The organism is Streptomyces sp. NPDC002868 (assembly GCF_055563295.1).
On record NZ_JBVHDR010000054.1, the window covers coordinates 1 to 11,529 of the forward strand.

General features: G+C 68.3%; 10 protein-coding genes and 2 pseudogenes. 8 read left to right on the forward strand and 4 right to left on the reverse strand.

Going from position 1 to position 11,529, the window contains the following annotated elements; genetic code table 11:
* Nucleotides 1–418 precede the first annotated feature (418 nt).
* The 3 genes from fxsT to ACZ3H8_RS40095 all read left to right on the forward strand — a co-directional run bounded on the left by fxsT (nucleotide 419) and on the right by ACZ3H8_RS40095 (nucleotide 3,384).
* Nucleotides 419–2,437, forward strand: coding sequence for an FxSxx-COOH system tetratricopeptide repeat protein (gene fxsT, locus ACZ3H8_RS40085; RefSeq protein WP_467410196.1), 2,019 nt, complete (start codon nucleotides 419–421; stop codon nucleotides 2,435–2,437).
* A gap of 56 nt (nucleotides 2,438–2,493) precedes the next feature.
* Nucleotides 2,494–2,739, forward strand: coding sequence for a hypothetical protein (locus tag ACZ3H8_RS40090; protein WP_467410199.1), 246 nt, complete (start codon nucleotides 2,494–2,496; stop codon nucleotides 2,737–2,739).
* 87 nt (nucleotides 2,740–2,826) lie between these two features.
* Nucleotides 2,827–3,384: a hypothetical protein gene (locus ACZ3H8_RS40095; RefSeq protein ID WP_467410202.1), complete on the forward strand. Its 558-nt coding sequence runs from the start codon at nucleotides 2,827–2,829 to the stop codon at nucleotides 3,382–3,384.
* 58 nt (nucleotides 3,385–3,442) lie between these two features.
* Here the strand turns inward: ACZ3H8_RS40095 and ACZ3H8_RS40100 are convergent, their stop codons facing one another.
* Nucleotides 3,443–3,634, reverse strand: a complete 192-nt coding sequence (locus tag ACZ3H8_RS40100) for a hypothetical protein (RefSeq protein ID WP_467410204.1) — start codon at nucleotides 3,632–3,634, stop codon at nucleotides 3,443–3,445.
* Between the two features lie 392 nt (nucleotides 3,635–4,026).
* On the opposite strand from ACZ3H8_RS40100, the gene ACZ3H8_RS40105 reads away from it, so the two are divergent.
* Together ACZ3H8_RS40105 and ACZ3H8_RS40110 are read left to right on the forward strand one after the other, a co-directional pair.
* Nucleotides 4,027–4,821, forward strand: coding sequence for a hypothetical protein (locus ACZ3H8_RS40105; RefSeq protein WP_467410207.1), 795 nt, complete (start codon nucleotides 4,027–4,029; stop codon nucleotides 4,819–4,821).
* Nucleotides 4,822–5,604: 783 nt separating this feature from the next.
* A pseudogene (locus ACZ3H8_RS40110) lies at nucleotides 5,605–5,787 on the forward strand (DUF6207 family protein); the annotation flags it as partial.
* Between the two features lie 183 nt (nucleotides 5,788–5,970).
* Here ACZ3H8_RS40110 and ACZ3H8_RS40115 read toward each other — a convergent pair.
* The gene (locus ACZ3H8_RS40115; RefSeq protein ID WP_467410220.1) at nucleotides 5,971–6,177 is read right to left on the reverse strand and encodes a hypothetical protein; all 207 of its coding nucleotides are present in this window, start codon (nucleotides 6,175–6,177) and stop codon (nucleotides 5,971–5,973) included.
* A 300-nt stretch (nucleotides 6,178–6,477) separates the two neighbouring features.
* On the opposite strand from ACZ3H8_RS40115, the gene ACZ3H8_RS40120 reads away from it, so the two are divergent.
* The 3 genes from ACZ3H8_RS40120 to ACZ3H8_RS40130 all read left to right on the forward strand — a co-directional run bounded on the left by ACZ3H8_RS40120 (nucleotide 6,478) and on the right by ACZ3H8_RS40130 (nucleotide 10,151).
* Entirely contained in the window at nucleotides 6,478–8,043 is a 1,566-nt protein-coding gene (locus ACZ3H8_RS40120) for an oxidoreductase (RefSeq protein WP_467410210.1), read from the forward strand.
* 873 nt (nucleotides 8,044–8,916) lie between these two features.
* Nucleotides 8,917–9,606: a hypothetical protein gene (locus ACZ3H8_RS40125; RefSeq protein ID WP_467410213.1), complete on the forward strand. Its 690-nt coding sequence runs from the start codon at nucleotides 8,917–8,919 to the stop codon at nucleotides 9,604–9,606.
* A gap of 8 nt (nucleotides 9,607–9,614) precedes the next feature.
* Nucleotides 9,615–10,151 (forward strand): hypothetical protein, encoded by a 537-nt coding sequence (locus ACZ3H8_RS40130; protein ID WP_467410215.1) that lies wholly within the window; start codon nucleotides 9,615–9,617, stop codon nucleotides 10,149–10,151.
* 207 nt (nucleotides 10,152–10,358) lie between these two features.
* Here the strand turns inward: ACZ3H8_RS40130 and ACZ3H8_RS40135 are convergent, their stop codons facing one another.
* Both ACZ3H8_RS40135 and ACZ3H8_RS40140 read right to left on the reverse strand, forming a co-directional pair.
* Nucleotides 10,359–11,312 carry a reverse transcriptase domain-containing protein gene (locus ACZ3H8_RS40135; protein ID WP_467410218.1) on the reverse strand — a complete coding sequence of 318 codons (954 nt, stop codon included), beginning with the start codon at nucleotides 11,310–11,312 and terminating at the stop codon, nucleotides 10,359–10,361.
* Between the two features lie 4 nt (nucleotides 11,313–11,316).
* A pseudogene (locus ACZ3H8_RS40140) lies at nucleotides 11,317–11,529 on the reverse strand (group II intron reverse transcriptase/maturase); the annotation flags it as partial.

The following is an 11,529-nucleotide window of genomic DNA, read 5'->3' on the forward strand; positions in this document are numbered from 1 at the left end:
GTGAAGCCGAAGCGGACCGCCAGCAGCCTCGCGAGCTTGTTGACCGGGTGGTTGTAGAGCCCTTCGTCGTCCAGCCACATGTCCACCTGGTCGGTCAGCGCCACGACGTCCACCCGCTCGCAGCGGATCACGGAGCGCATGACGACCAGCCGGGAGGCGCCATGGGCCCGCCGGCGTCCGCCTCCGCGCAGCAGGCACCCGACACCCAGCTGGACTTCTGCTCCAACTCGACGGTCGGCGCGGCAACGACGGCTCAGCAAGCAGCTGCACGGCCCCGGCAATCGGCCTTTGGTCAGCGTCGTATCCGGTGCTGCCGGTCCGCTGACGTTGGTCGATTCCCCTCGGGTGGTGCGGCGCCTGGGATAAGATCGCGCTGGCTGTTGATCGTCACGGTCGCCGTCATACCGAAGAGGGAGCCATGTGGCGAACGCTGGCCAGCGCGGTGGCCGGTTTGCTCGTGCTGTTCCTCGGCAGTCTTGCCTTCAACGCGGCGTCTGGCCAGAGCCGCTGGCCGGGGCCGCTCGACTTCGTGCGCGTCCACCCGTGGGTGGTGCTCCTCATCCTGATACCACTGGCGCTCATCGGGCTGTGGCAGGCGCCGCGCCGCGGCCGTGCGCAGGACCCGCTCGCGCCCGTGGCGTACCGACTGCCGCCGCGCAACACCAACTTCACCGGCCGCGACGCCACGCTGCGGGAGTTGCGGCAGCGCCTCACCTCGGTGAACGACGTCGCGATGCTGGTCGTGCACGGGCTGGGTGGCGTCGGCAAGACCCAGCTCGCGGTCGAGTACGCCTACCGCTACCTGTCGAAGTACCGGTTCGTCGCGTTCGTGGACGCCGAGCACCCCGATCTGGTGGCGTCCCAGTTCGTATCGCTGGCCGGGGAGCTGGGGCTGACGGAGGTGAGCTCCGAGCAGGTCATCCCACGGGTGTACGGCAAGTTGGTGGACCGCAGGCCCTGGCTGATCATCTTCGACAACGGGGAGAAACCGGGCACGCTCACGCACGCGATGCCGTCGGGCGGCCCGGCGAGCAACGGCCATGTCATCGTCACGACCAGGGTGAGTGGCTGGTCGGGCAGAGCCGGCGTCATCGACCTGGATGTGTTCACCAGGCGAGAGTCGGTGGAGCTGCTGGTCCAGCGGGTGCCCGGCATGACCGCGGCGGTGGCGGACCGGATCGCCGAGCAACTGGGGGACCTGCCGCTGGCGTTGGAGCAGGCGGCCGGGTACATGGGCTACAACCACACGGCGCCCGAGGAGTACCTGGCTCTGCTGACGTCGCGGCTGGAGGACATGATCGCGCGGGGCGAGCTGACCGACCGGCCGGCGGTGGTGGTCGCGACCCTGTGGCAGCTCAGTGTGCGAAGGCTGGAGACGGACCAGCCCCAGGCGGTGCGTCTGCTGGAGCTGTGTGCCCTGCTGGCGCCGGAGCCGATCCCGCTGGACCTGTTCACCGGCAGCCCCGAAACGCTGAACGGAGCCGCAGCCGACCCGCTGGCGTGGGACACGACGGTCGGCGCCCTGGCTGGTATGGGTCTCGCGAGGCGCGGGAACGCGTCCCTGGTGCTGCACAGGCTGGTGCAGGCCGCCATCCGGGCCGCGATGCCGGACCAGGTGCACACTGACGCTCGGGTCCAGCTGTGTCGTGCGCTGCTCGCGGCCGTGCCGCACGACATCCACGGCGACCCGGACGCGCGGCCGCGGTGGCAGAAGCTGCTCCCGCACGTCATTGCGGTGGCCAAGGACGATCCACCGGCCGAGTGCGCTGCGGAGACTGCGGTGCTGCTGAGGCTGGCGTCGACGTTCCTCATCCAGCTCGGGGATTGCTCGGTGGCACTGCCCCTGTGTGAACGTGCCCTCGCGATTGACGAGTCGCTCGAGGGCCGGGATGCGGAGGTCGGCTTCGACCTGATCACCCTGGCGCAGATCCACCGGGACCTCGGCGCGACGGAGAGGGCACGCCCGCTGGCGGAACGCGCGCTGCGCCTGCACGAGTCCAGCCTGCCGGCGGACAGTCCCGCCATCGCGACGGACCTGGCCACGCTTGCGCGGATACTGTGCCTTCTCGGCGAACACGGGGCGGCGCGGCCACTGGCCGAACGGGCGCTACAGATCGACGAGTCGGCGTACGGGCCGGACGATCCGTACGTGAGCTTCGACCTGATAGCACTGGCGAACGTCCACCTTGACCTCGGCGACTACGCCACGGCAGTGCCACTGATCTCGCGGTCGCTGCGGATCCGCGAGGCCAGTTACTCGCCGGACCACCTGTACATCGGGTACGCCCTGCTGCTCAAAGCCCGAACCCTGCACACGTTGAACGACCCGACCGCAGCGGACCTCGCGCGCCGGGGTGCACAGATCCTGCACACCCGACTGGGCAAGACCCACCCCAAGACCGAGGACGCATTCGCTCTGGTCAACCGTCTACGTTGACGACGGGGAGCTCAACGACGGGCTGCGGTGCACGACGCGGCGCGGGAGGAGACGCCGTGCGCGGAGCGCTGCGGGTGGTGCCCGTCGAGGGGGCGACGTGGTCTTTTGTGCACCGGGTGGCGGCCGCTTACCGGCTGCAGGTCACCGATCTCACGGCATGGTGGCGGTGGGCGAACCCGGTGCGGCGTAGGCAGGGTGGGCGTCCGGACGACGAGGTGCTGCTCGACGGGGTGGCGCAGGAGCAGCTGGCCGGGTGGTGCCGTGTGCTGGCACGGCATCTGGCGCGGGCGTTGCCGTCGTAGGCCGCCGGGCCTGAAGTGCTGGCGGGCCGGGGCGGGGACGCGCAGGGGTGGGCGCGGTGGCGGGTGGGAGCGCTGGAGTGTGGGCCGGTGGCCTTCGGGTGCCGGCTGTGTGCTGCCCGGCGCGGCGCGGGCGGCGGGCGGGTGTGGGTGTACCGGCCGCGGTGGCGGCGGCTGTGTGGGCGGCATGGCCGGTGGCTGCTGGAGGTGGGTGAGGGACATCCGCTGGAGTTCGCCGACGTGGTCGGCCTGGCCGGGGAGTTGGGCCGGGCGCAGGGCCGGTGGGGCCAGGTGGTGCGGGCTGCGGGGACGGCCGGCGTGGCGCCACTGGAGGTGTTCGCCCTGGCGCGGGCGGTGGTGTGCGGGTGGTGGGAGCGGGAGGAGTTCTGGGCGCGGGAGGCCGTGTGGGGGCCGCGTCTGGAACAGGTGGTGGCGGCCACACGCCGGCGGGGCCCGGCGGAGTGGGGCGATGAGCAGTGGCGGCTGGTGGCCAGGGATGTAGTGGTGTTTCCAGAGATCGTCACGGTGGCACAGGCGTTGCTGGATCCGCGCCTGCGGCAGCGGGATAGTGAGGGCCGGGCCCCTGTCGGGGCCCGGGAGCCAGGGTGCGGGCCGGGGCCCGTTGGGCCCCTTGTGGGACGCCCCTGACCCGCCGGACCGGCAGCCTTACGTGGTGGGCCACCTCGGCCCTCTCAGGATGCCTCCCTTAGGCAGCGGTGCCGTGATCGGTGCGGCAGGACGGTGCAATGGCAGTGAACGCGGTGAAGAAGACGCTGGATGCAGCGCCGGATGCCGAGGCCATGACGCCGTCCTGGGCCCACAGGTGCCACAACATGAACATGCTGCAGGCGACCGCGGCCAGGCAGGTCGCCCCGGCGAGCACGTAGCGGACTGTCATGAGAAGACGTCGGCTGAAACGGGCGGGTGGAGACGTCATCGCTGCACTCTCCGGCGGCTGGTTGGGCGGCGGCTCGTGTGGTGAGTCTCGGTTCGGTTCTCTTCGCAGCGCCATGGATGTCGCGTTTGGCTGCCTTCCGGGTGCGAAGCCCGCAACCATGGAGCAGAGCCACTCCGCGTGGCTGCTGTCGATTGCCATTGACTTGGGTGACAACTACGCGCTAGGGCCGCGCAAGATGAGGGGGAACGGTGCGACAGACCTGGGAATGGGCAGAGTGGACACGGCGCCTGTCCAGCCCCGAGGGCGAAGACCTGGCGCAGGTGTTATCGCATGTCAAGGTTCAAACTCGACGCGATACGCAGATCAGGTGCGCCCGAGATCCTCGTACGCGCATGTTTCTGGATCTCGGCCTGCATCTGCTCTACGAGCATCACTTCGCTGGCGCAGCCCACCGCTCGGTGACGTCAGAGATCAAGCTGTTCAGGAACCTGGGCCCCGAAGACCTCATGCGGCACGCTGCACTGCTGATCCCCGACCCTGCGGCAGCGGAGGAAATCGACCGGCAGCGCTGGCTCGACACCTGGCACCACCACTCAGCTTTCCTCGAGGACCTGATCGCCTATCTGTTCCGTCCGGCCATCACCGTAGGGCGCGTGCGAGAGGTGCAGGTGCTGCTGCTGGCCGAGGCACCCGGCCTGACGTTGGGACAGCTCGTCAGAGAAGGCACCGCAGCAGAGCTGCGATCGACGCTTGGCGACCCCACGGTCAGCCTGCAGACATTCCTCCAGGCGGCACTTCCAGGGCATCCCTTGATCCGGGACGCCACTGAGACCATCGAGAACGCGTTTCTTGGCATGTGGGCGTCGCTGTACGCCGCGGTGTTTCCCGCCTATGGGATCGAATTACGCCCCGGCTTCAGCTGGGGGGACATGGCCCGCCTGTTCGACACTGCTATCGAGGGTGCTCTCCTCAAAGCGAGATTGCGCGGAGACGTGCCATGCCTGGATAACGACGACAACGTGCTTGCAGGAGCCATCTTCGCGATGCTGCCCGGGCTGTGTGACGTAGCTGTAGGAGACATTGAGCACCGCACCGTCAGATGGCCAATCCGCATGGAGCCGGGGTACCAGCTCGCCCTGGACGCGATACCCCCGCAGCCACCCGCCCGATCGGCCGGCCGCCGTTGAGCGTTCGCCGAGGGAGCTGCGCCACGGGGCTTGTCGCACTCGCCCATGAGACCGCAGGGACGCGACCGGCGCTCCGCTGTCGGCGGCGCCGCTCAGGCCGCGACGCCGGAAGGCCCCTTCCCGGCCCTCCGCCTCACCCCACCAGCTCGCTCTGGAGCGCACCACGGACCACCGGACTCGACAGCCCCTCCCCATACACAGCGCGCCACGGACCCACCGAAGGCCTCGCACCCCGCCCCAGCTCCATCACAACCGGCTCACTCGGATCACGCACGGCCGCTGCGGCCGGGAGCCATTGGCCGGGTCCTGGTCGGCTTCGGCGTCCGACAGCCCCGAGCGCGTCCGCACGGTCGCTGAGCCTCCAGCTCCGCGGTGCCGGCTGTCTAGACCGCCTTGTTCTCGTACTTGCTCTTCGCCGGGCCGGTGTTCTTCTGCTGCCCGCGGTTGTCCCGGTCGCCGCGGCTGTCGGAGGTGTCCGACTTCTTTTTGCTGTCCGCTGCCTTCTGTGAGTTCTGCGCCCGGGTGTCGTCCTGGTCCCGCTTGCCCTTGTCGGTGCGGTCCTTGGTGGTGGTGTCCTTTGCCTGTTCCGCAGCTTGCGGGTGCGTTCGGTGAGGCAGGTGTCGTAGCCACCGGGCGCGCGGTCATGGATGCCCGTTCCCGCAGAAGTATGGCGCCGATAGCAGCTGGACACCCTGTGGGCGGCAATTCCGGCGCCTGTTACACAATCGAGTGATCCGCTCAACGGACGTGAACCTCACCGGGGGCTGGTACGTCCGGCCGGGTATGAAGCCCATCTCTCCCGTGCACATCAGCGAACCCGGCCTCGTCGTCGTCGATATCGCCGCCTGCGACGAGGAGACCGCCCTGGCTGCCGCCGCGGAAGTCGGCCGACTCTGGGCCAGCAACACCCCCTCCCAGCCGTGGCGGGTCCCCGGTGAGAACGGCGTCCGGGTACGGACCTACGCTGACACACGACCACCACCAGACGACGACGAGGAGTTGGGGGCGAGCTCGAGCGACCCGGAAGACACTCCGGCCTTAGCGTCTGACATGAACAGCGACACACCCCGCCGCTCCGGCCCCTCTCGCCGAACCACGTCGTCGTCTCATCCCATTCAGTCCCTGACACTCACCGCCAGGCCCAACAGTTCAACCCAGGCAGAAGCGGGACCCTTGTCCCACCCCCCGCTGGGCCGGCCACTTGGTCAGATCGAGGCGTACAGGCACCAGCAGATGCCGGTAGCCCTCTCCGGCCATGCCGGACCCCCGCGGTGATCTCCGAATGCCCAGCAGCGAAATGCGCGGTCGGCTCGACAGGCTTCCTTCCGTCTTCTTCTCCGTGCTGACCTGAGACATGAGCGCCCTCCCGGGCGTGTGTTCTCGGTCGGGGCGGGTGCCACACACCCACCCCGCGATGGGGCCGTGTGGTGCCCTTTGCGGGCCCCCGGGCGGAGGCGGGGGCGGAGGCGTCAGCCCCAGGTGACACGCAGGCCTCGGGCCTGGGCATACTCAGCGAGCTCGCGCAACTCGTTCAGCCGCGACTGGGTGTAGCCCTGGCGCCGCTTGAAACACTTCGATGGCGGAAAACCCGCCGGATCAGCACTGCACAGGCCTATGGCCCGCGATAATGACCACGAACCAATCAGGAGGGGCCAGTTGAGCGACAGTACAGAGGAGCCCGCTGATCTTTCGCCAATAGAACGGGAGATATGGGCCGCCTTCCGTGAAGGCCGGGTCTTTGATGCGCGGGCCAACACTCAAGAAGGCGACCATTCTTGGCAAGATGCGGATTTGATCGTGCGCGCGGACGTCCTGGCACGGCTACTGCTTGATGGGCCGCCGGACCGGCCCAACAGAGTCGCAGCCCTCAAACTGAAAGGGTTGCGGATCACCGGATGCCTCGACTTGTCAGAGGGGGAGGTGACGCCTTATGTGGAACTCCACGCGTGCCGATTCGAGCAACCCTTCTTGCTGACGGACACTCGCATGCAGACTCTCCGCCTCGTCGGCTGCCTCCTGCCAAGTCTAGACGCAGCGGGACTGCGCACGGATGGAGACCTTTACCTCTCTCGGTGCGAGTTCCAATACGGCATTGTGTTGAAGAACGCACGCGTGGGTGCCGATCTACTGCTCAGCCACGCGGAGTTGAATCCAGACAGGCGCGGCAACAGCCTGATCGCCGATGGGCTCGTGGTGACGCAGGATTTCGTAGCGGAACTTGTGCAGTCGAGCGGTCAGATATCACTCGCGGATGCACAGATCGGTGCGTCCTGCAGCTTTCGGGGGAGTCATCTCCGCAATCGGTACGGTCGCTATGCGCTGACCGCGCCGCGCCTGTTGGTCGAACGCTCTTTGTATTTTACGGGAGCGGCCGTACAGCAAGCTGTGGGCGGGGTCAGCTTGATGCCTACGGTGGCTGTGGGCGGGGTCAGCTTGATGCCTACGGTGTTCGAAGGCAGCGTGCAGCTCGACGATGCGCGAGTCGGAGACGCGGTGGATCTCGGTCGTGCATGCCTGCGCCTTACGGCCGGTCAGGTGTTCTCGCTGCGCCGAATGCAGGCTTCAGAACTACGGTTTCTCTTCAGCGAGGTCCGCGACGGCGAAGTTGTGTTGGCGGGGGCCACGGTCGACACGCTCGTGGACTTGGCGGCCAGCTGGCCGAAGTTCGGACTGGATCTGTCCGGCTTCGCCTACAAGAGGATTGTTCCCCGCGGAGCGTTCCCTCTGGCGGCGAGACTTGCGTGGCTGGAGGCAGCAACCCGAGAGGAGTACGACCCTCAGCCGTACGAACAGCTTGCCCGATCCCTGCGCGCCATAGGGGAACCCCAGGAGGCGGACACCGTCCTGCTCGCACGCATGCGCCGTCGCCGGCAGGAGCTGGGCGCAGTGGCGAAGGTCTGGGACGCGATTCAGGACAACACGTTCGGCTACGGCTACCGTCCGGGACGAGCGGCGGTTTGGCTCGCTGTGATCTGGGGCCTTGGCTCGCTCTGGTTCAGTGCGCGGCCGCCCAGCCCTATGAAGGCCGGGGAAGGGCCGACTTGGAGCGCCCCCATCTTCACCCTGGATCTCCTGCTCCCCATCTTGGACCTGGGTCAGGAAACACAGTGGCGTACCGAAGGCATCTCGATGTGGATCGCCGTCGTTTTGGCCTTCGCCGGCTGGGTTCTGGCAACCAGCGTCGCCGTCGGCGCCGCGGCCGTACTCCTACGCCGCAGCTGACCGCCTAACGCCATCTTGCGCCAGGAGGCATCTGGACAGCATGACTCGTGGGTGCCAGAGAAACGATCCGCCGCCCCGACAGGTGTAGGGTCTCGTCGGCTCGCTCCCCCGAGCTCGTCCAGGCTCATGCTCTCGGGAGCGTGTACCCGGGTCTTGTGCTGTCGGTGGCCGAGATGCCGGTCGTCGCGGGCGACACACGGCTGGTCCTCGGCCTGCTCGCCCTGGCGAAGGGCGAGTGGGGCCAGGCCGACACCTGGCTCTGCGGTCCCGGCCTGGTCGGAGAGGACGGCGCCGTCCCGCTGACCGCGGCGGCCGCAAGCGGCCGCATCAGGCTCGCGCTGGCCCGTCAGGACCTTGCTGGCGCCGCCCGGAGGCGGCCGAGGCATGGCTCACTGCCGTCCGAGGGGATCAGGGCGCAGCCGCTGCGGCCGCCGCCTACGGTCCGACTGTCCGGCAGCCGGCTGGTGACGATCCCCGTGCAGGTCTGGCCCGTCTCCGGGGTGCGCCCACATGACCCAACTACCGGGCGAGCAGGCGCCAGTGGCAGGCTTCGGCGCTTGCCGCGGGTTCCGCCGCCAGGCCCTCCGCCCCTCTCCGGAGTGTCGCTGGATGCCTTGACGGTCCCGGAGCTGGGCCGGCGCCTGCCGATCGCCAAGGCCACCGGGGCCGTGATCGTCGCCCAGCAGGAGCGTGTGCGCCGGCGCTTCCCGAACACGCCGCGGGCCGAGCTAAAGCTCCTGCCCTCGCCGGTGTCCAACCCGTCGGGCACCAAGCCGATCTCCGGCATCTGGGACCAGCACCGAGCCGGTCACGGCCCTGCCCGACTTCCTCGTCCCCGTCGAGGTCGAAGAAGAGGGCCAGCCGGTCACGAAGATGCTCCCGTTCGACAAGAGCAGGATCTTCCCGTACGCCTACCGCCACAGCTTCGCCCAGCGGCACGCGGACAAGGGAGTGGCACCCGAGGTCCTCAAGGAGCTCATGGACCATCGCCAGCTGATCACCACCCAGGCGTACTACCGCATCGGCCAGGACCGCCGGCGCGAAGCCATCGACCGGGTCACAGTCCTGCAGTTCGACCGGCACGGAAACCGGGTGTGGCGCAAGGCCCAAGGGCTGCTGGACTCCGAGCACGTCCGGCGTGAGATCGGCGAGGTCGCCACCGCGTACGGCGTCTGCAAAGAGCCCACGAACGTGGCCGCCGGCGGACAGAGCTGCCCGCTGCGGTTCCGCTGCCTGGGATGCGAGCACTTCAACACGGACGTCTCCTACCTGCCGGATCTGGAGGCGTACCTCGCCGACCTCCTGCGGAGCCGCGAGAAGCTGATGTCAGCCTTCGAGGCGGACGACTGGGCACGCAGCGAGGCCATGCCGTCGGAGGAAGAGATCCGCCGGGTCCGGCGTCTGATCACCCGCGTCAAGGCGGACCCGGACGATCTGACAGCGGAGGAGCGGGCGCAGATCGAGCAGGCGGTCTCGATCGTCCGGCGCGGGCGGAGCGTGATGCTGGGAATGCCGCGGATCGGTCAGCCCCTGCCTGATGTCCGGCCGAGGAGGACAGCGTGAGTTCCGCGATGAGCGACGGACGCAAGGCAGACTCCGACCGGCGCCGACAGCGTGTGGTCAAGGCGGTCAACGCCGCTGCCCACGGTGGGGGCCGGATCAGTGTTTCCGGCATCGCCCGGCAGGCCGGGGTGGACCGTACCTTTCTCTACCGGCATCGGGATCTGCTCGCGCTGGTCCATGCGGCGGAGGTCGAGCCGTCCGAGCGAGACCCTGCATCTGGCGCGTCCGCAGTAAGTCGGGCATCGCTCCAGGTCGATCTCGCGAACGCGCAGGCCCGCAACGCACGGCTCGCCGCGCGGATCCAGCTCTTGGAGAAGCGCCTGTCCAGCGAGCTTGGCGAGCAGGCGTGGCGGGAGTCAGGGCTGGGCGTGCCCACCGACATCGAAGAACTCCAACGCAGCCTCACCCGGCTTGAACAGCGCAACGTCGAGCTGACCTCCTCCCTGGAGGAGTCCCAAGCGGATCTGGGCGCGGCCCGGGAAGCCAACCGCGAACTGACCAGGGCGCTCAACCAGCGCGTGCAGGCAGGCACCACGGTGACGTGATCCGGCCTACGCGGTGGCCACCTCCCGGGCCTCGTCGACTGCCACCCGGCCCTCAGCGGCTCGTGGGATCCATTGGTGAAGTCGGCCCGGGGCGCGGTTCCGGCCTTTCGACCGGCCCGTTTCCCCGGAGCCGCTTCCCGAACCGGGCATGCGACTTGGCACCGCACCCGGCTCTCCACAAGCCCCGAGGCTTCGTGGTGGTTGTCCTCATCCCTCGGTCGGCCAGGGAGTGGGAATGGCCGCGCCCCGGTAGCGGTAGCGCGTGGTGCCTACCGTGATGGGGTTGAACAGCTCCCTGTTCTCGCTGGCCCACCAAGATCCGCGACCGCCGTAATGGCGACGGATCTTCTTCCAGCCGGTCTTGGGGTGCTTTCGCTGTACCCATCGCCACACCGTGTGCCACAGATAGTGACGCAGGTAGGAGAAGGTCGCGAAGGACACCCCGGGCCGGAAGTAGGCGCACCAGCCCCGCACTGCCGGGTTGATCCGAAGTAACAGGGCGTCGAGCGGCTGGTTCGTACCGACCTGTCGGCACAGCGTCTTGACCTTGGCCATGATGGCCCGCAGGGCCTTCTTGGCCGGGTAGGTGTAGACGTAGTACCGATTAGTGCCTGCTTTCCGGTGGCGCTGGATGTGCCACCCGAGGAAGTCCAGGCCCTGCTCGATGTGGGTGATCAGAGTCTTCTCCTGCGACAGGCGCAGGCCCATCGTGGAGAGGACTGCGCCGATCTCTTCGCGTAGCGTTTCGGCGTCTGCCTTGGTGCCGTGCACCATCAGGCACCAGTCGTCCGCGTACCGCACCAGCCGGTAGTTGGGCAGACCTCGGCGTCGACGCCTCCGGCGCTCGTTGAGATCAGTTCCGGCGCCTCCCGACGCCTGGGCGATGTGCTCGTCCAGGACCGAGAGCGCGACGTTGCTGAGCAACGGCGACAGGATCGAACCCTGCGGGGTACCAGTGTCGTTGTCCCGCAGCAGGCCGTCCTCGCTGAGGATGCCCGCCTTGAGGAACGCCTTCACCAGGGCCAGGACACGTTTGTCCCCGACGCGTGCCCGCACCCGCTCCATGAGAGCGGTATGCGAGATTTCGTCGAAGCAGGCTTTGATGTCGCCTTCCACGATCCACTCGTACTTCTTGGACGTGAGCAGGCGCACCTCGGCCACCGCGTCATGGGCCCGGCGGTTCGGGCGGAACCTCGTAGGAACACGGGAGAAAATCCGCCTCGAAAATCGGCACCAGCACCAGCTTCATGGATGCCTGCACCACCCGGTCGGTGATCGTCGCGATCCCCAGACGGCGCAGCTTGCCACCCGACTTGGGGATCATCCGCTCCCGCACCGGCATGGGCTGGAAACTGCGGTCCTTGATCTGCGACCGCAG

Excerpts from the sequence above, each read along its gene's own strand:
- fxsT (WP_467410196.1), top strand. The coding sequence starts at position 419 with ATGTGGCGAACGCTGGCCAGCGCGGTGGCCGGTTTGCTCGTGCTGTTC.
- ACZ3H8_RS40100 (WP_467410204.1), bottom strand. The coding sequence starts at position 3,634 with ATGACAGTCCGCTACGTGCTCGCCGGGGCGACCTGCCTGGCCGCGGTC.
- ACZ3H8_RS40105 (WP_467410207.1), top strand. The coding sequence starts at position 4,027 with ATGTTTCTGGATCTCGGCCTGCATCTGCTCTACGAGCATCACTTCGCT.
- ACZ3H8_RS40115 (WP_467410220.1), bottom strand. The coding sequence starts at position 6,177 with ATGTCTCAGGTCAGCACGGAGAAGAAGACGGAAGGAAGCCTGTCGAGC.
- ACZ3H8_RS40125 (WP_467410213.1), top strand. The coding sequence starts at position 8,917 with ATGCTCCCGTTCGACAAGAGCAGGATCTTCCCGTACGCCTACCGCCAC.
- ACZ3H8_RS40130 (WP_467410215.1), top strand. The coding sequence starts at position 9,615 with ATGAGCGACGGACGCAAGGCAGACTCCGACCGGCGCCGACAGCGTGTG.